Origin of the sequence: Actinobaculum massiliense (genome assembly GCF_001457435.1) — a bacterium.
GTDB classification, from domain to species: Bacteria; Actinomycetota; Actinomycetes; order Actinomycetales; family Actinomycetaceae; genus Actinobaculum; species Actinobaculum massiliense.
In genome coordinates this window covers 376,327-396,173 of sequence record NZ_LN881716.1, presented here as the reverse complement: position 1 = coordinate 396,173, position 19,847 = coordinate 376,327, and the positions used below count along the sequence as shown (strand labels likewise).

10 protein-coding genes and 3 rRNA genes are annotated in these 19,847 nt (G+C 60.4%); 12 read left to right on the top strand and 1 reads right to left on the bottom strand.

The annotated features are described in order from the left end of the window. Positions 1–188 precede the first annotated feature (188 nt). The 9 genes from BN2664_RS01945 to ilvD all read left to right on the top strand — a co-directional run bounded on the left by BN2664_RS01945 (position 189) and on the right by ilvD (position 14,456). Positions 189–1,726: ribosomal RNA gene (locus tag BN2664_RS01945) — 16S ribosomal RNA — on the top strand. Positions 1,727–2,037: 311 nt separating this feature from the next. Next, positions 2,038–5,131 (top strand): 23S ribosomal RNA (locus BN2664_RS01940). A 94-nt stretch (positions 5,132–5,225) separates the two neighbouring features. Then, positions 5,226–5,342 (top strand): 5S ribosomal RNA (gene rrf / locus BN2664_RS01935). Together the 16S, 23S and 5S rRNA genes form the textbook arrangement of a ribosomal RNA operon. 291 nt (positions 5,343–5,633) lie before the next feature. After that, positions 5,634–6,707, top strand: a complete 1,074-nt coding sequence (locus BN2664_RS01930; protein ID WP_051014085.1) for a heme/hemin ABC transporter substrate-binding protein — start codon at positions 5,634–5,636, stop codon at positions 6,705–6,707. Positions 6,708–6,806: 99 nt separating this feature from the next. Beyond that, the gene (locus BN2664_RS01925) at positions 6,807–8,681 is read left to right on the top strand and encodes an ATP-binding cassette domain-containing protein (RefSeq protein ID WP_007000538.1); all 1,875 of its coding nucleotides are present in this window, start codon (positions 6,807–6,809) and stop codon (positions 8,679–8,681) included. Further along, complete coding sequence (locus BN2664_RS01920) at positions 8,674–10,482, top strand: amino acid ABC transporter ATP-binding/permease protein (RefSeq protein WP_007000537.1); 1,809 nt, start codon at positions 8,674–8,676, stop codon at positions 10,480–10,482. The genes BN2664_RS01925 and BN2664_RS01920 overlap by 8 nt, the downstream gene beginning before the upstream one ends. 135 nt (positions 10,483–10,617) lie before the next feature. Further along, positions 10,618–11,673, top strand: a complete 1,056-nt coding sequence (locus BN2664_RS01915) for a FecCD family ABC transporter permease (RefSeq protein WP_007000536.1) — start codon at positions 10,618–10,620, stop codon at positions 11,671–11,673. After that, the gene (locus tag BN2664_RS01910; protein WP_007000535.1) at positions 11,670–12,446 is read left to right on the top strand and encodes a heme ABC transporter ATP-binding protein; all 777 of its coding nucleotides are present in this window, start codon (positions 11,670–11,672) and stop codon (positions 12,444–12,446) included. Before BN2664_RS01915 ends, BN2664_RS01910 begins: the two co-directional genes overlap by 4 nt. A 165-nt stretch (positions 12,447–12,611) precedes the next feature. After that, the gene (gene ilvD, locus BN2664_RS01905) at positions 12,612–14,456 is read left to right on the top strand and encodes a dihydroxy-acid dehydratase (RefSeq protein WP_007000534.1); all 1,845 of its coding nucleotides are present in this window, start codon (positions 12,612–12,614) and stop codon (positions 14,454–14,456) included. 17 nt (positions 14,457–14,473) lie between these two features. Here ilvD and BN2664_RS01900 read toward each other — a convergent pair whose 3' ends face one another. Then, positions 14,474–15,886 (bottom strand): threonine/serine exporter family protein, encoded by a 1,413-nt coding sequence (locus BN2664_RS01900; RefSeq protein WP_231723430.1) that lies wholly within the window; start codon positions 15,884–15,886, stop codon positions 14,474–14,476. Between the two features lie 378 nt (positions 15,887–16,264). Between BN2664_RS01900 and BN2664_RS01895 the strand changes: the two genes are divergently transcribed. The 3 genes from BN2664_RS01895 to ilvC are packed head-to-tail and all read left to right on the top strand — an operon-like array spanning position 16,265 to position 19,748. Next, on the top strand, positions 16,265–18,139 hold the full coding sequence (locus BN2664_RS01895; RefSeq protein ID WP_007000532.1) for an acetolactate synthase large subunit: 1,875 nt from the start codon (positions 16,265–16,267) through the stop codon (positions 18,137–18,139). Positions 18,140–18,151: 12 nt separating this feature from the next. Then, a complete protein-coding gene (gene ilvN / locus BN2664_RS01890) occupies positions 18,152–18,673 on the top strand; it encodes an acetolactate synthase small subunit (RefSeq protein WP_007000531.1) in 522 nt (173 codons plus the stop codon). A gap of 46 nt (positions 18,674–18,719) precedes the next feature. Then, the gene (gene ilvC / locus BN2664_RS01885) at positions 18,720–19,748 is read left to right on the top strand and encodes a ketol-acid reductoisomerase (protein WP_007000530.1); all 1,029 of its coding nucleotides are present in this window, start codon (positions 18,720–18,722) and stop codon (positions 19,746–19,748) included. Positions 19,749–19,847: the final 99 nt, after the last annotated feature.

Below are 19,847 nucleotides of genomic sequence, written 5' to 3'. Positions count from 1 at the left end.
ATGAGTTCGGGTGTGGTGTTTGGGTGCTTGATAGTGTGTTGGACATTGTTTGTGGTGGACTGACAGTTTTTTCTGTTGGTTTGTTTTTTTGTTAAATCCTCTGCTGGTGTGGGGGTCGATGCTTGGCTGGTTTTTTCTGGTTGGGTGTTGTTTTTTTGAGAGCTGGTTTGGCTTTCCATTTTTTGTTTTTTGTGGAGAGTTTGATCCTGGCTCAGGACGAACGCTGGCGGCGTGCTTAACACATGCAAGTCGAACGGAAAGGCCCTTCCTTTTTTGGTTGGGTGCTCGAGTGGCGAACGGGTGAGTATTACGTGAGTAACCTGCCCTCAACTGTGGGATAAGCCTGGGAAACTGGGTCTAATACTGCATATTCTTCTTTCACCGCATGGTGGGGGTTGGAAAGTTTTTTCGGTTGGGGATGGGCTCGCGGCCTATCAGCTTGTTGGTGGGGTGATGGCCTACCAAGGCGGTGACGGGTAGCCGGCCTGAGAGGGTGGTCGGCCACATTGGGACTGAGATACGGCCCAGACTCCTACGGGAGGCAGCAGTGGGGGATATTGCACAATGGGCGCAAGCCTGATGCAGCGACGCCGCGTGAGGGATGAAGGCTTTCGGGTTGTAAACCTCTTTCGGTACAGAACAAGGCACGTTTTTTGCGTGTGGAGGGTATGTGCAGAAGAAGCGCCGGCTAACTACGTGCCAGCAGCCGCGGTAATACGTAGGGCGCGAGCGTTGTCCGGAATTATTGGGCGTAAAGGGCTCGTAGGCGGCTTGTTGCGCCTGCTGTGAAAACGCGGGGCTTAACTCCGCGCGTGCAGTGGGTACGGGCAGGCTTGAGTGTGGTAGGGGTGACTGGAATTCCAGGTGTAGCGGTGGAATGCGCAGATATCTGGAGGAACACCGATGGCGAAGGCAGGTCACTGGGCCATTACTGACGCTGAGGAGCGAAAGCGTGGGTAGCGAACAGGATTAGATACCCTGGTAGTCCACGCTGTAAACGTTGGGAACTAGGTGTGGGGCCCTTTTCCGGGGTTCTGCGCCGTAGCTAACGCATTAAGTTCCCCGCCTGGGGAGTACGGCCGCAAGGCTAAAACTCAAAGGAATTGACGGGGGCCCGCACAAGCGGCGGAGCATGCGGATTAATTCGATGCAACGCGAAGAACCTTACCAAGGCTTGACATACACCGGGAGCATGCAGAGATGTGTGTGCCTTTTTGGCTGGTGTACAGGTGGTGCATGGTTGTCGTCAGCTCGTGTCGTGAGATGTTGGGTTAAGTCCCGCAACGAGCGCAACCCTTGTCTCGTGTTGCCAGCGCGTTATGGTGGGGACTCACGAGAGACTGCCGGGGTTAACTCGGAGGAAGGTGGGGATGACGTCAAATCATCATGCCCCTTATGTCTTGGGCTTCACGCATGCTACAATGGCCGGTACAGTGGGTTGCGATACTGTGAGGTGGAGCGAATCTCTGAAAGCCGGTCTCAGTTCGGATCGGGGTCTGCAACTCGACCTCGTGAAGTCGGAGTCGCTAGTAATCGCGGATCAGCATTGCCGCGGTGAATACGTTCCCGGGCCTTGTACACACCGCCCGTCACGTCACGAAAGTTGGCAACACCCGAAGCCCGTGGCCTAACCTTTTGGGGGGAGCGGTCGAAGGTGGGGTTGGCGATTGGGACGAAGTCGTAACAAGGTAGCCGTACCGGAAGGTGCGGCTGGATCACCTCCTTTCTAAGGAGCTGCGTTGCTGGGTCTGTGTTGGGCCTGGTGTTTTGCGTGGTTGTTTTTTTTGGAAACTGCGAACGGCCTCATGTTTGTGTGGGGTTTCTGCCTGTTGTGGGTGGGGTGTTTGGCACACTGTTGGGCTCTTGGGTACTTGGTGCCTGTGCTGCCTGCGTGGCTGGCCTTGTTGTGGGGTTGGTTGTGTGGTGTTGGTGTGGTGGTTGTGAATCGTATAGTGGACGCGAGCATTTTTCTGCAATTTTGCGTGTGCGTGACTGGCCTTTTTTTGGTTGGTTGTGTGCGTGTTTTTGTTGAGTTTTTTGTAGGTGTTTTAGGGCGTTCGGTGGATGCCTTGGCACGATGGGCCGAAGAAGGACGTTGCAGTCTGCGATATGCCTCGGGGAGTTGACTAGCGAGCTGTGATCCGAGGGTGTCCGAATGGGGGAACCTGGCTCGAGTTGTTTCGGGTCGCCTGCCTTTTGAATTGATAGGGGGTGGGTGGTGACGCGGGGAAGTGAAACATCTTAGTACCTGCTGGAAGAGATATTTCGTGAGTAGTGGCGAGCGAAAGCGGAGGAGTCTAAACCTTGTGTGTGTGAGAGCCGTCGGGTGTTGCATATGAGGGGTTGTGGGACGCATTTTTCTACTCACCGACGTGGGTGGGCGTAGTGATAAACCATGCTGATAGTTGAAGGGTCTGGGATGGCCTGCCGTAGTGCGTGATAGCCGTGTAGATGAAATTGGTGTGGCTGCGTGGGTGTGTTCCCGAGTAGCACGGGGCTCGTGGAATCTCGTGTGAATCTGCCAAGACCACTTGGTAAGGCTAAATACCTGTCGTGACCGATAGCGGATAGTACCGTGAGGGAATGGTGAAAAGTACCCCGGGAGGGGAGTGAAATAGTGCCTGAAACCGGGCGCCTACAATCCGTCAGAGCCTTTTTTGTGGGGTGATGGCGTGCCTTTTGAAGAATGAGCCTGCGAGTTAGTGGCATGTGGCGAGGTTAACCCGTGTGGGGTAGCCGTAGCGAAAGCGAGTCTGAAGAGGGCGTTTGAGTTGCATGTTCTAGACCCGAAGCGGGGTGATCTACCCATGACCAGGGTGAAGCGCGTGTAAGAGCGTGTGGAGGTCCGAACCCACCAGGGTTGAAAACCTGGGGGATGAGTTGTGGGTAGGGGTGAAAGGCCAATCAAACTCCGTGATAGCTGGTTCTCCCCGAAATGCATTTAGGTGCAGCGTTGCGTGTGTCTTGTGGTGGTAGAGCGACTGGATGGCTGATGGCCCCGACCGGGGTACTGACGTCAGCCAAACTCCGAATGCTGCAAGGTTGAGCGTGGCAGTGAGACTGTGGGGGATAAGCTCCATTGTCGAGAGGGAAACAGCCCAGATCGCCGGTTAAGGCCCCTAAGTGTGTGCTAAGTGGGAAAGGATGTGGAGTTGCTGTGACAACCAGGAGGTTGGCTTAGAAGCAGCCATCCTTGAAAGAGTGCGTAATAGCTCACTGGTCAAGTGGTTCCGCGCCGACAATGTAGCGGGGCTTAAGTACACCGCCGAAACCGCGGCAACAATTTTTGTTTGTTGGGTAGGGGAGCGTCGTGCTTGGGGTGAAGCGGCTTGGTGATGGGTCGTGGACTGGGTGCGAGTGAGAATGCAGGCATGAGTAGCGAGTGGTGGGTGAGAATCCCACCGGCCGTATGACTAAGGGTTCCAGGGGCAGGTTTGTCCGCCCTGGGTTAGTCGGGTCCTAAGGCGAGGCCGACAGGCGTAGTCGATGGGTAACCAGTTCATATTCTGGTACCGGCGTAGGACCGTCAGTGTAGCCCGCGTTGATGCTAACTGCCATGAAGCTGTTGTCATGCTTTCCATTTTTTTGGGGGGTGTGGTGGTGGTGGAGTCGCAGGGTCCTAAGTGTGGGTTGCAAGCGTATTAACAGGTGTGACGCAGAGTGGTAGTTCCGCGTGCCTAATGGCTTGGCACGTCTAAGGGCGCAGCCCGTCTCTCAGGTAAATCCGTGGGGCGTGTGGGTGAGGCCTGATGGTGACTGGTTTTGACTGGGAAGTAGGATGATCCTGTGCTGCCGAGAAAAGCATCGACGCGAGGTCCGGGCCGCCCGTACCCGAAACCGACACAGGTAGTTGGGTAGAGCATACTAAGGCTAGCGAGTGAATCGTGGTTAAGGAACTCGGCAAAATGCCCCCGTAACTTTGGGAGAAGGGGGGCCCTCGCTTTGAAGCCTTTTTCGGGCTAGGGGTTGGGGGTCGCAGAGTCTAGGGAGAAGCGACTGTTTATCAAAAACACAGGTCTGTGCGAAGCTGTAAGGCGATGTATACGGACTGACGCCTGCCCGGTGCTGGAAGGTTAATCGGACTGGTTAGCCCACGTTGTGGGTGAAGCTGGGAAGTTAAGCCCCAGTAAACGGCGGTGGTAACTATAACCATCCTAAGGTAGCGAAATTCCTTGTCGGGTAAGTTCCGACCTGCACGAATGGCGTAACGACTTCTCCGCTGTCTCGACCACGAGCTCGGTGAAATTGCAGTACGAGTAAAGATGCTCGTTTCGCGCAGCAGGACGGAAAGACCCCGGGACCTTTACTATAGCTTGGTATTGGTGTTTGGTTCGGCTTGTGTAGGATAGGTGGGAGACTGTGAAGCAGTGACGCTAGTTGTTGTGGAGTCGTTGTTGAAATACCACTCTGGTCGTGCTGGATGTCTAACTGTGGCCCGTGATCCGGGTCCGGGACAGTGCCTGGTGGGTAGTTTAACTGGGGCGGTTGCCTCCTAAATGGTAACGGAGGCGCTCAAAGGTTCCCTCGGCCTGGTTGGTAATCAGGTGGTGAGTGTAAGTGCACAAGGGGGCTTGACTGTGAGACAGACATGTCGAGCAGGTACGAAAGTAGGAACTAGTGATCCGGCGGTGGCTTGTGGAAGCGCCGTCGCTCAACGGATAAAAGGTACCCCGGGGATAACAGGCTGATCCTGCCCAAGAGTTCATATCGACGGCATGGTTTGGCACCTCGATGTCGGCTCGTCGCATCCTGGGGCTGGAGTAGGTCCCAAGGGTTGGGCTGTTCGCCCATTAAAGCGGTACGCGAGCTGGGTTCAGAACGTCGTGAGACAGTTCGGTCCCTATCCGCTGCGCGCGTAGGAGAATTGAGAAGGGCTGTTCCTAGTACGAGAGGACCGGAACGGACGAACCTCTAGTGTGCCAGTTGTTCCGCCAGGGGCATTGCTGGTTGGCCACGTTCGGGAGGGATAACCGCTGAAAGCATCTAAGCGGGAAGCCTGCTTCGAGATGAGTTCTCCAGCCACAATTTTTTGTGGGTGAGGCCCCCTAGAGATGATGGGGTTGATAGGCCGGGGGTGGAAGCCTTGTGAGGGGTGGAGCTGACCGGTACTAATGGCCGACCACCTATGATTACTTTCTTTTTTGTGGGAAACGTGTTTCGCGTCTGCTATACGATTCAGGGCTACCACGCTATGGCATGGTGTGTATGGAGTGCCTGACTGGTTTGACGGTGGTTATAGCGGCAGGGTAACGCCCGGTCCCTTTCCGAACCCGGAAGCTAAGACTGCCCGCGCCGATGGTACTGCACTCGGGAGGGTGTGGGAGAGTAGGTCACCGCCGTCATCATTCGTGAATAAAAAGAGTGAACGGGATCTGTTCCGATAGGTTGATAGCCTATTCGGTGACAGGTCCCGTTCCCGCATACCCCCAAACAACCACAACACACAACACACCGGGTAAATAGGAAACATTTCGCGTTCGTAATCCGTAGATCGTTGCCAGCGCCAAAGGTGTCGCGTAAAAAATCTTCTAGAAGTGCCGTGTTTGAGTTGAAATATACGCGGGCGTGACAGAAACTAGAGCGGTTCCAGTTTTGGATGTCGCTAAATGTATGGCAGGGAGTCGAAGCGTTTTATGAGTCGGAAGTTCTGGGCAAGCCTTTCCGGATTGGTTCTAGTGCTTAGTGGATGTTCCCTCGGTGCGGCGTCGTCGGAAATGGAAACGATCACGGAGCAGACCCAAAGCGCCAGCGTTCCGGCGGCAGATAGCGCTGGCGAGGGGCCGCGCCAGTTGCGGGGAATGGGGACTGTTCCGGATTTGGGCGATCCCGTTCCGGTGGCGCAGGCGCCCGCGCCGCAACTCCCGGTTACTGTGAAGGACGCGGATAATAAGGACGTCACGATCACGGATACCTCGCGGATCGTTACCCTGGATCTTTCGGGGTCAATTTCGCGCACTGTTATAGGCCTTGGGTTGGAAAATACCATCGTTGGTCGCAGTGCCTCGGACACCGCCAGTGGGTTGGCGGGAGTTCCGGTGGTGACTCGCGAGGGACATGCCGTGAATTCCGAGGCGATTCTGGCTCAGTCGCCGTCGTTGGTCATGACCGACGGGAGTCTGCGGGGGAGCGAGGGTGAGCTCGCTACGTTGCGAGCTTCCGGGATCACCGTGCTCAAGGTGAAACACGCCCACTCCTTTGACGGCGCGCCGGATCGGGTGCGCGAAGTTGCCACTGCCCTCGGCGTTCCCGGTGTGGGCGAGACGCTTGCGGTGCAAACCGCTCAGAGTATTCGCGACGCTAAGGAACAGATCGCGCAATGGACGCCCGCGGACCCTATGAGCGGCATTTTCCTCAATATCCGTGCGCAAGCTGGCGTATTTTCAATTCTCGGATCTTCCTCGGGTGTCACGGATCTGATTGAGGCGCTGGGAATGAAGGACATGGCCGCGGCTAACGGGATCACCCAGGCCGTGCCGGCTTCGCAAGAGGCCCTGCTCGCTGCTGATCCCGAGGTGATTTTTGTGATGGTGAAGGGGCTGGAGAGTTTTGGAGGGCTAGAGGCCCTGCTCGCCCAACCCGGGTTGGCAGAAACAACCGCGGGCAAGCACCAGCGGATTATTCAAATTCCCGATAACCAGTCACTTTCCTTTGGGCCGCAGGCAGGAGAGATGCTTCTGGAGACCGCGAAGGTGGTTTACGGCAAGTAGATGCGCGATGACTAACATGCTTGCATCGTGGAGCCTTCGCGCCGGGGTCAATATACTGCGTAAACGTAGTTAGCTTTTGCAACCGAGTGGGTTTTCAGGATGCAGATTATTAGTCAAAGCGGAAAACGCGGCGCGGCGCTTGCCGGCGTGTGGAGGTTCGCGACGATTGCCTTCACCGCGGCAACTCTGGTGATCGCGACCGGGTTCTTTACGCGCCCGGAGGGCGAAGCGAGCGCGGATGTGGGGCAAGTAGTGGCGCTCGGCGTATGCGCCCTTTTTGCCGGAATCGCCGCCTTCGCCGAGATGGAAACCGGAGGTCGGGCGGCTAGGGAAGAAGAACGGCGTTTACGGGCGCGATTGCTCGGGCACAGTTTCGCGCTTTCGGAGAAAGGGAGCCCCTCGACCTACGCCGCCGGGCGCCTGCTATCCATGCTTACCGATTCGGTGGAGCGGGTTACCGAGTTTCGTCAGAATTATCTGGGCGCTACTATCGGCTCGCTCCTCGCGCCGGCGGCAATTTTGATTTATATGGCGGTGGCGATTGATCCGGTGGTCGGCATTGGCGGGCTGATTGCGATGCCGCTCATTCCGGTGCTTCTGGGCGTGTTTATGAAGTTCTTCCGCAAGTCTTCCGGGGCTAATCGACGACGCCGGAGCGAATTATCCGCAGCTTATCTGGATGCCATTCGTAATATGAGCACGATTCGGCTCTTTAACGCGGGGCCTCGCATTGAGCGAGATCTGGCGGAAAAGGGCGAGGCGAACCGCCGCTCCATTATGAAGCTGTTAGCCGGGAACCAGATCGTCATCATTGTGGTTGACGGCCTGTGCGGCTTGCTGCTTATTTGCCTAATTGCCGGCCTGGCGATGATGCGTGGCGCTTCGCTAAGCACCGCCGAAGCGTTGACTATTGTTTTGCTGACGGTGCTACTCCTGGATCCGCTCTCGCGCGTCGCGGGATTCTTCTATATCGGTATGGGCGGGCGTGCGGCGCAAAAGGCCATCACCCGCTACCTCTCCGGGGCGGGTCAGTCTGGCGGGCATCCGGCTGGGCATGCCGGTGAGCATCCCGGCGGGCATCCGGCTGGCCATCCCGCCGAGCGGGGCGAGCACCCCAGTGCTCATCGCGGCGGTCACCCCGGTGCGGGTGCCACGGCTGAACCCAGCAAGACTCAGCTACCCCAAGCGCAACCGGCGGCCGAAGCAACGGCGATGGTAACTGAAACCGATATGTTGGAGCTGGAGACGAGCGGCGGCGTCGTCGCCCGAAACGTGAGTTTTGACTACGGACGCGGGAAGGTGCTCGACGGGGTCGACCTTACGATTAGGCCTGGCAGCAAGGTGGCCCTTGTGGGTCCCAGCGGCGCGGGAAAATCGACGCTGTTTAACCTCCTCCGCGGGGCGCTGGCGCTCCAGAGCGGGCAGATCGCGGTGGGAAGCGCGCGGGCGAGCCGCGGCAAGCCGGGCGAGCTGCGGCGCGAATGCGCGGTAGTTGCGCAAAACACCTGGCTGTTTACCGGAACCGTAGCGGATAATGTGCGCATGGCTGCCCCGGGCGCGAGCGACGAAGAAATTTGGCGCGCGCTGGACGCGGCGCAGGTGGGTGAGGATGTGCGGGCGATGCCCGAGGGAATCAACACCTACCTCGGCGAAGATTCCGCGCTTATTTCGGGTGGGCAGGCTCAGCGAATTGCGCTGGCGCGGGCGCTCGCATCCGGGCGGCGAATCCTGTTCCTGGACGAGGCGACGAGTCAGATCGATATCGAGTCCGAGGCGCGAATTATCGCCGCCTTGCGTGATTTGCCCGCCGATTGGACGGTGCTTATGGTGAGCCACCGGCATAGCTTGCTAGAGATCGCGGACGAAATTTATGAGTTGCGGGCCGGAGAACCCGGAATTCGCCGGCTCGCTGGCGGGGCCGAGAACGCATCGGCCGGGGCGCACAACGAAAAGCGAGGCGAGAGACATGAATAAGACCCAGGAAACCCAGCCGACGACGAACGGAATTTTGCGTTGGCTCGCCTCGATTACCCGGCCGGTGCTTGCTCCGCTCGCAATTTCCACGATTTTCCGCGCGCTTCACTTGCTTTCCGATATTGCCATGTTTGCCCTCGCTGCCTATGCGGTGGTGGCTTCGGTGAGCGGGGGAGGCGCGCGCTGGGGCTTGCTCGGAATTGTGATTGTGCTGGCCCTGTGCAAAGCTCTGTTCCGCTACCTCGAGCAGTTCACCGGGCATTATGTGGCTTTCCGTTCGCTGGAAATTCTGCGCACGTATGTGTTCTCGCGGCTGTGGCCCAAGGCGCCCGCGATCGTGGCGAGTCAAAAATCGGGAGAAGTACTAACTTCGCTGACCGATGACGTGGACCGGATCGAAGTTGTGTACGCCCACACCGTGGCGCCGATGATTACCGCCTACGTGCTCACGCCCATCGTGGGCCTGGGGCTCGCGCTCGGTTCGGGGCATTTTGTGGCGCTCGTGCCGGCGCTTGTGTGCCTGGCATTCTCGCTTTTCGCTGTGCCTTACCTGGGCTTTGGCGCGAGCTTGCGGGGAACCGATCGCACGCTGGCCGTGCGTCGCGAGCTTTCCCAGCACATGACGGATTCGCTTTACGGCATGGATGAGGTCCTCGCTTTCGGGCACGCCGCCGCGCGCGCTGAGCAGGCCGACCGAATCGGCGCCCAAATTTCGCGCACCTCGGCGGTGGCGCGGGGTTGGGCCGGTGCCCGCTCGGGTATCAACGCCACCCTCACGGTGGTGGCGGTTGCCGCCACGATTATGTGCTTCCCGGGCGACTCCGCCACGACGGCCGCACTTGCCTTGGCGGTGTTCCGCCTGTTCGTGCTTCCCCGTTCTATTGAAGCGGCGACGGCGTCTGTCGATGCCTCACTTGCCGCCGCGCGCCGACTCTACGATATTGCCAACTCCCCGATGCAGGTGGCTGATGGGCAAGTAACCGCAACGTTTGATAGCGCACCGGAAGTGGAAATTGATGGCGTGAGCTACCGCTACCCGCGGCAAAACGATAGAGGTTCGGGCGCGGAAGCGGTGGCTACGCAATCTGCCTCGGCGGGCGCGCGCGGACGGGCCGCGGCGGCCATTGCCGCAGCGCCGGCGGTAGTCGAGGCATCGCTGCGGGTTCCCGCTGGCGGGCGCGCGGTGATCCTTGGCCGGTCGGGATCCGGCAAGTCCACATTGCTGCACCTGGTGCACCGTTACGCGGATCCGGACTCTGGGCAGATTCGAATTGGCGGTGCGCCCATCACACAGATGACCCTCGAATCACTACGCGCCACGGTTGTGCAGGTGTCCCAAAAGAACCAGCTCATCGCCGGTTCGATTGCGGATAATCTGCGGCTCGGCGCGCCCGGCGCATCTGAGGAAGAACTCTGGGCGGCGCTAGACGTAGCCAAGCTTGCCGGCGAGGTACGGGAGATGCCTCAGCAACTGGCCACGAAGGTGGGCGGGCAACCGGCGCACGGCCGACCCTCCGGGTACGCGCTTTCCGGCGGTCAAACCGCGCGGCTTTCGCTTGCCCGCGCGCTCCTTATGCGCCCGAAGGTGCTCCTCTTGGACGAATTCGCCGCGAACCTCAATATCGAGCTCGAAGCCGAGATCCGCGCAGCGCTGGCGCGGGCCCTTCCGGACGTGACGATTCTTGAGGTAAGCCATCGGGTCGAGGCCGCCAACGGCGCGGATGTGGTGGCGGTCATGGACCGCGGCCACCTGATAATTTTGACGTTAACCTCGGCCGACGAATTAACTAGGGTATTCTGAAACACTTAGGCGGGCCGCTTTGGCTGGTAGGTCGCTTTGACCGGCGAGGCCGTCAAGGCAGGCGAAGCCGCCTAGGCGAGGAAGGTCGCTTAGGCTAGCAAAGCCACTTAGGCGCGCGGCGCGATGGGAGTGAGAATGGCGGAAGTAAAAACCGGCCTGGCGCGGCGGCGCTCGCGGCGGGCCGTGACCTTCGCCGTACTCACGATCCTGCTCTGCGTCGGGGCACTCGGTTCCGCGCACCTCGGCCAATTCCCGGTTGAGTTTGGCGACGTCACGCGCGGATTCCTAGCGCAATTCAATCTCGCTGACCCGCCCGAAGGTGAGCATGTGATGAGCGCGCTGTGGAACATTCGTTTCCCCCGCATCGCCTTGGGTATTCTGGTCGGCGCCGCACTGGCGGTGGCCGGTACCGTCATGCAGGCAATCTTTTCAAACCCGCTCGCCGAGCCCGGAATTATTGGCGTATCTTCGGGCGCGGCCCTCGGCGCCGCCATCGCCATCGTCCTCGTGCCCCAACTCCTCGGCGGTTTTTCGGTACCGCTTGCTGCTTTCGCCACCGGGTTGGTGGCCGCGTTGTTGGTGTACACGCTCTCGCGCCGCGGCGGGCGAGCCGAATCCCTCACCATTGTGCTGACCGGAATCGCGGTGCAGGCCGTTTGCTCGGCGCTCACCTCGATCGCAATTTACGCCGCTGAATCCAATGCCCGCGATCAAATCGTGTTCTGGCAGATGGGGTCGCTCTCCGGTGCAACCTGGAGTCAGGTGGGAATCGTCGGTGTCGTCGTCGTGATTGGAACCGCACTCGCGGGCGCAATGGCGAGCCGCCTCGACACCCTCGCCCTCGGAGACCGCGCCGCCGGCCACGTCGGGGTGAACGTGCAGGCGCTTCGCCTCGGAGCAATCGTCGTGTCCGCCCTGTTGACCGCCGCCGCGGTGTGCTTCGCGGGGGTTATCGGTTTCGTGGGCCTGATCATCCCCCACGTTCTGCGCCTCGCGATTGGTCCGCTCAATCGCTACCTGGTGCCCGCCTCGATGCTCGGCGGCGCGGTGCTCATTACGTACTCGGACCTCGCCGCGCGCACGATCGTGCCGTTCGCCGAGCTCCCGATTGGGATTTTCACGGCCCTGGTAGGCGGGCCCACGTTCTTCGTGCTGTTGCGGCGCACCATGAGGGGGTTTGCGGGGCGATGAGAGAAATTGTCGAACTCGCCGTTGAGGCGCGCGACCTCCATTTTTCCTACGGTCACCGCGAGGTGTTGCGCGGAGTTTCGCTCGCCGCTCGCGCGGGTGAAGTTGTGGGGTTGCTCGGCCCGAACGGCACCGGCAAATCCACCCTGGTGGGCGTGCTTTCCGGTGACCTCATTCCCGCTTCGGGGAGCGTAGAACTGCGCTCGCGGGCAGTGGCGGAGTATTCGCGCGCCGACCTTGCTCGCGTGCGAGCGGTTATGCCGCAAGTTTCCGATTTTCCGTTCGCTTACCTGGTGCGCGACATCGTGGAGATGGGGCAGGGTCCGGGGCGCGACGACGCCGCTCGCGTGGACGCGGCTATGCGGGAAACGGATGTGATCCATCTGCAGGATCGAGATGTCACGCGGCTTTCGGGTGGAGAAAAAGCGCGAGTGACACTCGCCCGCGTGCTGGCGCAAGATGCACCGATTGTGTTCTTGGATGAGCCGACCGCCGCGCTGGATATTTCGCATCAGCAGCGCACGATGGAGATTTGCGCGCGGCTGGCCGCGCGGGGGAGGGCCGTTATCGCCGTTATGCACGATATTCAGCTCGCCGCGGCGTATTGCGACCGCATCGTCCTCATGAGCGAGGGAAGCATTGTGGCGCAGGGCCAGCCGGGAGAGGTGCTTTCGGCGGACCTCCTGACCCGCGTTTACGGCTGGCCGATCCGGGTCGCCCAACTTCCCGACGGGGAACTAGCGATCATTCCGCGCCGCGGTAACGCAGCCGGCTAGGAGCGCCTCGTTACCTCGCCGCCCGAGCCTCGGGCAGCGCTCGCGACGGACTCAACAGGCATCGCGGGGAGGGGTAAGGGTAACCTAAGTTTGTGTACAGTATGCGGACAGTGCGCAGCTCGGCGCGAAGGCTGGCCTAAACTCGGCACCTGAAAGGGAGGAACTATGCCGCGTTTGCGTTCAGCTACATCAATGACGGGCCGCAATATGGCCGGTGCGCGAGCCCTGTGGAGAGCTACCGGGCTAGGATCCGGGGATTTCGGGAAGCCAATTATTGCCATTGCGAACTCGTTTACGCAGTTTGTTCCCGGGCACGTCCACTTGCGAAACGTCGGAAAGATTGTGGCGGAGGCGATTGCCGAGGCAGGCGGGGTAGGGCGCGAGTTTAATACCATCGCGGTAGATGACGGTATCGCGATGGGCCACGACGGCATGCTCTACTCGCTCCCGTCGCGCGAGATCATCGCCGATTCCATCGAATACATGGTTAATGCGCACACCGCCGATGCGCTGGTGTGTATCTCCAACTGCGACAAAATCACCCCGGGAATGCTCCTAGCCGCCATGCGCCTGAATATCCCCACCATTTTCGTCTCCGGCGGTCCCATGGAATCAGGTGAGCCGGTGGAGGGCGTGATTGACCATCGCCTCGACCTTATTGACGCGATGACGGGATCTGCCAACGACGACATTTCCGACGACGAACTGGCCCAGATTGAAGCCAACGCGTGCCCCACCTGCGGATCATGCTCGGGCATGTTCACGGCAAACTCCATGAACTGCCTGACGGAGGCATTGGGGCTATCTCTGCCTGGAAACGGATCCACGCTGGCAACCGCCACGCGGCGTCGCGAACTTTTCGTGGAAGCCGGGCACATGATCGTGAAGCTCGCTAAGAGGTTTTACGACGACGACGATGATTCCATCCTTCCGCGTTCCATAGCCACCAAGGATGCCTTCACGAACGCGATGGCGATGGATATTGCGATGGGTGGGTCAACGAACACCGTGCTCCACATTTTGGCAACCGCGCAGGAGGCGGCGGTGGACTTCACCCTGGCGGATATTGATGCGCTCTCGCGGCGAGTGCCCTGTCTGTCGAAGGTGGCGCCGAATTCGCAGCGCTTCCACATTGAAGATTTCCACCGCGCGGGTGGAATCCCAGCGCTACTCGGGGAAATGTATCGGGCGGGGATGCTTAAGGATTCTGTGCACTCGGTCCATTCGGATGACTTTAAGAGCTGGCTAGAAAAATGGGATATTCGCGGTCCGAACCCCTCGCCGGAGGCTATTGACCGCTTCTCGGCAGCGCCCGGGCGGGTGCGAACCACCAAGGCGTTTTCCCAGGACGTCACGTGGGAGAGCCTCGATACAGATTCGGTGGAGGGCTGTATTCGGGATGCCGACCATGCCTATACGAAGGATGGCGGGCTTTGTGTTTTGCGGGGAAACATTGCCCCGGATGGAGCGGTGGTGAAAACCGCCGGCGTGGACGAATCGCTGTTCCACTTCGAGGGCCCGGCGCGGGTGGTGGAGTCCCAAGAAGACGCGGTTCAGCTGATTCTTTCCAAGCAGGTGAATCCCGGCGACGTGGTCTTAATCCGCTACGAAGGCCCCAAGGGTGGGCCAGGCATGCAAGAAATGCTTTATCCCACCTCGTTCCTCAAGGGCCTCGGGCTGGGGAAAGTGTGCGGGCTCATTACGGACGGGCGTTTTTCGGGGGGTACATCCGGCCTTTCCATTGGGCATATCTCCCCGGAAGCCGCGGCAGGCGGGCCAATTGGCCTGGTGGAAGAAGGCGACCGGATTATTATCGACATCCCTCACCGCGAGCTACGCGTAGACGTGCCCGAGGAAGAACTTGAACGGCGCCGGGCGCAAAAAGGCCCGGCCCCCTGGCGTCCGAAGTCTCGCGACCGGAAGGTATCCAAAGCCCTGCGTGCTTACGCCGCACTTACCACCTCCGCCGATCGTGGCGGCGTGCGCGTGGTAGACGGATCGGTGTTCTAAGCCCGGACGCGGCGTCGCTATTTGGCTAAGCCGTCGTTCTCCGCTCCGGCCTCGTAGTTCGCCGCTCCGGCGGCGTCGTTCATCTTGCGCACGTGGTCAAGCACTTCGGGGGTGAGGGTAGCGCGCGAATCGCCGAGCGGGCCGACTAGGGAATGCGGCGGTTCCATGCGCCAGGTGCGGTCGGTAAGCATCCGGGCTGCGGCGAGGCCAACCCCGATCGCGGTAATCACGAGGATCACGCCGATGGCGGCTTCCGCGGCTTCCATAGTGTGGCCGTTGACGAGGTTGCTAATCGCGCGGAAAAACGTGACGCCAGGAATCATGACGACGACGGACGGCACCGATAGCGATACTCGCGAATGGCGGGTGCGGCGGGAAATGGCGTGCGCGATGAGGCCGGCGAGGAGCGCGGCGAGTAAGCAGGCCAGGGCCGGCATAACGCCCGCGTCCTGAGCGGTAAGGCGCGCGGGGTTAATAATTGCGCCGTTGAGGGCGGCTAGCGCGCACGCCGTCGGGCTGGCTTGGAAAAGCATCGCGAAGCCAAAGCTCGCGACGAAAGTGGCGGTGATTCGCGCGGGTAACAGCGCCCACGGAACCAGGTGGTAGCCGTCGGCGCCGGTTGTACCCCAGCCAACGATCGTCGTTACCGCCCACACGGTGGCGGCCGCCGCGAACATCAGAATTGCAACGTAGATCCCGCGCGGGACGCCGGCGGAAAAATCGGCGCGCAGAAGATCCAAAAGCGCGGTAACCATAGGGAACCCGGGGATAAGGAACAGTATGGCAGAGACGACGCCCGCCTGATGGGCACCGCTAATCCACCCCAGTGAAAGTTCGAGCGTAACGAGACCAACGTAAATAAAACACGAGAGCAAGCCGCACAAAAACCACACTCCGAATTGATTCCAGAGCCGCTTCATCAGACCCGAGCGCAAGAATTGGCCGGCCGCGGCAGCGCAAAATACCGCGGAGCATTCCACAATTCCGCCGTGGTTCAAAAAACAGAAGCAGGCGCACGCAAACCCGGTAATGAGAACCATGAGGTATCGGTTGTAAAGGGCAGGTTTGGCGCTAAAGCCATCCATTTGCTCGTTCGCGTCCTCCACCAAGATGGCGGGCGGCAAGGTTTCCACCCAGCCCACCAGCTCGTCGATTCGCGCCGCATTGGTCCCCATGATGCGTTGCTCGGCGGTCTCGGTGCGGAAGGTGCCGCCCGCGTAGCAGGTGAGGGTGATTTCGGTGAACGTTACAGTTGCGTGAGTGTCCTCGACGCCGAGGGCCAGGGCGAGTTTTTGCATCGAGTGCTTGACTCGGTAAGCCGAAGCCCCGGCCGAAAGGAGCATCATGCCGAGCCGCAGAACCGCCCGCGACTGGTGCGCGAGGCGCGAATGCTTCTCGAAGTTGCGCTGTGCATTCTGGATTTCCTTCACTAGGCCATGGTAGGCCGTAAGCGTTCTGGCCGGTATCCGGCGGGCGGCGAGAGCGGGCTGCGGGCAGGTCCCCGCCGCGGCGGCAAGAAAACCTGCGCACAGCCCCGTGCCCACAATTCGAGACGTTGCGGTGTTTGCGTCGCAAACGAGCGATCTTCGGGTATTCTCAGAGCCATGCCAAAGATTTCCGTCATCGTAGTTACCTAGCGCGTAGGTGCCCACCCGGCTTACCTACGCGCTCCCCTCCACGCGAGGGGATTTTTTTATGAGCGCGGACGGCGGCCGGCGGGCACTGCGGGAGAAGCGCGCGGGGCGTAGCGCCTGCCACGTGCACGAGCTACGTGCAACGAATGAAGGAACGACATCGAAGGAGGAGCCATGGCGAAGCGGACCTCAAGCCAAGTCACCGAGGCGGCGGTAAGCGCGCCGGAGCGGCTGACGGGTGCGCAGGCGATCGTGCGATCGCTGGAAGAACTCGGTGTGGAGGTTGTATTCGGCCTGCCGGGCGGAGCGATTTTGCCGACGTACGATCCGCTGTACGACGTCGAACAACCGAAACATATTCTGGTACGCCACGAACAGGGAGGCGGGCACGCCGCTGAGGGGTACGCGCTCGCGACCGGGAAGGTCGGCGTGGTGATCGCGACCTCCGGGCCGGGGGCCACCAATCTGGTGACGCCGCTCCTGGATGCCATGATGGATTCGGTACCGCTGGTGGCGATCACCGGGCAGGTCGGGGCGGCAGCGATCGGAACGGACGCGTTCCAGGAAGCCGATATTGTGGGCTCGTCGATGCCGATGGTCAAGCATTCCTACTTGGTGACCGAGGCGGAGGATATTCCGCGGGCAATCGCGGAGGCGTTTCATCTTGCCTCGACCGGCCGGCCCGGGCCGGTGCTGGTAGACATTACGAAGTCCGCGCAGAACGCGGAGATTGATTTCAGTTGGCCTCCGCAGTTTGAGCTTCCCGGCTATAGGCCGGTGGGCAAGCCGAATTCGGGCCAGGTGCGCGAAGCGGCAAAATGGCTGGCCGCTTCGCGCCGGCCGGTGCTGTACGTGGGCGGGGGATGCGTGCGGGCGGATGTCTCCGCGCAGCTGGTGGAATTGGCTGAGCGTTCCGGGGCGCCGGTGGTGACGACCCTTCCCGCGCGCGGGGTGATCCCCGATTCGCATCCGCAAAATCTTGGAATGCCGGGGATGCATGGAACTGTTCCCGCGGTCGCGGCCATGCAAAAAGCAGATTTGATCGTGGCCCTTGGCGCGCGTTTCGATGACCGCGTGACCGGGGATCTGAGCGGGTTCGCGCCGGGCGCGAAGGTGGTGCATATAGACATTGACCCGGCGGAAATCTCCAAGAACCGCGTTGCGGATATCCCCATTGTGGGTAATTTGGCGCATACCGTGCCCATGCTGGTGGCTGAGCTCCGCGCGCTCGGCCAGGAGGCGAACATTGCGCATCCGTGGTCGGCCGCTCCGGAATTGGAGGCGGGAGCTTCGGCGTCGGGAAACGGCGCGCGGGCGCGCCTCTCACCCTGGTGGTCCTACCTCAACAGGATGCGCGAAACCTATCCCAGCGGATACGCCGAGCCGGCCGACGGGCTGCTCAGCCCGCAGTTTGTGATTGAGCGGCTCGGGGAGCTCATGCGCGGGGAGGACGTGATTTGGGTGACGGGCGTGGGCCAACATCAAATGTGGGCTTCGCAGTTCCTCCCACTCGAGCGGCCCCACAGTTGGCTCTCCTCCTGCGGCGCCGGCACCATGGGATACGGGATTCCGGCGGGAATGGGCGCGAAAGTCGGGCGGCCGGGCGCCACGGTGTGGGTGATTGACGGCGACGGATCCTTCCAGATGACCAACCAGGAACTCGCCACCTGCCGCCTGAACGGCATCAATATCAAGGTGGCAATTATCAATAATTCCTCGCTGGGGATGGTGCGCCAATGGCAGAGCCTTTTCTACGGCGAGCGCTACTCGCATACCGATTTGGAAACCGGAATGAATACCAAGCGGATTCCCGATTTCGTGAAGCTGGGAGAAAGCTACGATTGCGCGGCTTGGCGCGTGGAAGAAGCTGGTGAGGTCGACGCCGCAATTCACCGCGCGATGGAAATTGACGATCGCCCGGTGGTCATCGACTTCGTGACCTCTCCGGAAGCGGAGGTGTGGCCGATGGTGGCGGCCGGCGTTTCCAATAGCGAGATTTTGTACGCGCGGGATTTACGCCCGCAACTCGACGAAGAAAACCACGCCTGAAAGGAGGAGATCATGCGCCACGCACTCTCAGTATTGGTGGAAAACCGCCCGGGCGTGCTTACCCGAGTCTCCGGGCTCTTCGCCCGGCGCGCCTTCAATATCAAGTCACTTGCGGTGGGGGAGACGGAAAATCCCGCAATTTCGCGAATGACGTTGGTGGTGGAAGGCGATGAGGCGCCGCTTGAGCAAATCACCAAGCAGCTCAATAAGCTCGTGAACGTCCTGAAAATCGTGGAGCTCGAGTCCGAGCTCTCGGTTCAACGCAAGCTCATGTTGATTAAGGTCGCCGCTAGCGACGCCAACCGCACCAATGTGCTCCAGGTGGTCGACCTCTACCGCCTGCACGTGGTGGATATGGTGCCCGACGCCGTGATTATCGAGGCGACCGGTTCGGACGCAAAAATAGAAGCCCTGCTCGTGGCCCTCGCGCCCTACGGGGTCAAGGAAATCGTGCAGTCGGGAACCGTGGGGCTTCAGCGCGGCGCGAAGTCACTTTCCGAGCGGGTTACGCAAGAATTGCAGTTGAAGAAATAGATTTGGCCGGCCGAAAGGCGCCGTGCCGAGAATTCAAGGAGAAAAAATGGCAGAGATCTATCACGACGACGACGCAGATATGTCGATCATCCAGTCCAAGCGGGTAGCGATTGTTGGCTACGGTTCGCAGGGTCACGCTCACGCTCTGAATTTGCGGGATTCCGGGGTGGACGTCGTCGTCGGACTACGCGAAGGCTCGAAATCTATTGAGCGCGCCGAGGAGCAGGGCCTGGAAGTCAAGCCGGTGGCGGAGGCGGTCAAGGACGCCGACGCGGTGATGATCCTCGCCCCCGATCAGCATCAGCAAAAGATTTGGACGGAGGATATTGAGCCGAATATCCGCGAAGATGCCGCGATTTTCTTCGCGCATGGATTCAATATTCACTATGGCTTCATCAAGCCCGCGGCCGGGCACGACGTTCTGATGGTTGCGCCCAAGGGGCCGGGCCACACCGTGCGGCGCGAATATGAGGCGGGGCGCGGAGTTCCGGTGCTCGTCTGCGTGGAGCAGGATGCTTCTGGCGAGGCGTGGGAGCTCGGTCTTTCCTACGCGGCGGCGATTGGCGGAACGCGCGCCGGGGCTATTAAGACCACCTTCCGGGAAGAAACCGAAACGGATCTGTTCGGGGAGCAAGCGGTGCTATGCGGCGGGCTCACCTCGCTCATTTCGGCGGGATTCGAGACCCTGGTTGAAGCCGGATACCAGCCGGAAATGGCGTACTTTGAGGTCTGCCACGAGATGAAGCTCATCGTGGACCTTATCTACGAAGGCGGGCTTTCCAAGATGCGGTGGTCGATTTCCGATACCGCCGAGTACGGGGATTACGTTTCTGGTCCGCGGGTCATTGGCGCGGAGGCGAAGGCCGGCATGAAGGCGATCTTGGAGGATATCCAAAACGGTAAGTTCGCGCAGCGATTCATTGACGACCAGAAGGCGGGCGCGCCCGAGTTTCAGAAGATGCGCGCCGATCACGAGGCCGCGCCAATTGAGAAGACCGGGCAGGATATCCGCTCGCTTTTCGCCTGGAATACGCGCGTGGATGACGACTACGAGGAAGGTCACGCGGCCCGCTAGAATCATCTAGTCTGTCTTGGGTTCTATAATCCAGAAATAGCTAAAAACGCCGGCTTTGGGCGTTGCCCGGAGGGAATCGGGCACGGTCCACAAAGGAAG

Excerpts from the sequence above, each read along its gene's own strand:
- BN2664_RS01930 (WP_051014085.1), top strand. The coding sequence starts at position 5,634 with ATGAGTCGGAAGTTCTGGGCAAGCCTTTCCGGATTGGTTCTAGTGCTT.
- BN2664_RS01925 (WP_007000538.1), top strand. The coding sequence starts at position 6,807 with ATGCAGATTATTAGTCAAAGCGGAAAACGCGGCGCGGCGCTTGCCGGC.
- BN2664_RS01920 (WP_007000537.1), top strand. The coding sequence starts at position 8,674 with ATGAATAAGACCCAGGAAACCCAGCCGACGACGAACGGAATTTTGCGT.
- BN2664_RS01915 (WP_007000536.1), top strand. The coding sequence starts at position 10,618 with ATGGCGGAAGTAAAAACCGGCCTGGCGCGGCGGCGCTCGCGGCGGGCC.
- BN2664_RS01910 (WP_007000535.1), top strand. The coding sequence starts at position 11,670 with ATGAGAGAAATTGTCGAACTCGCCGTTGAGGCGCGCGACCTCCATTTT.
- ilvD (WP_007000534.1), top strand. The coding sequence starts at position 12,612 with ATGCCGCGTTTGCGTTCAGCTACATCAATGACGGGCCGCAATATGGCC.
- BN2664_RS01895 (WP_007000532.1), top strand. The coding sequence starts at position 16,265 with ATGGCGAAGCGGACCTCAAGCCAAGTCACCGAGGCGGCGGTAAGCGCG.
- ilvN (WP_007000531.1), top strand. The coding sequence starts at position 18,152 with ATGCGCCACGCACTCTCAGTATTGGTGGAAAACCGCCCGGGCGTGCTT.
- ilvC (WP_007000530.1), top strand. The coding sequence starts at position 18,720 with ATGGCAGAGATCTATCACGACGACGACGCAGATATGTCGATCATCCAG.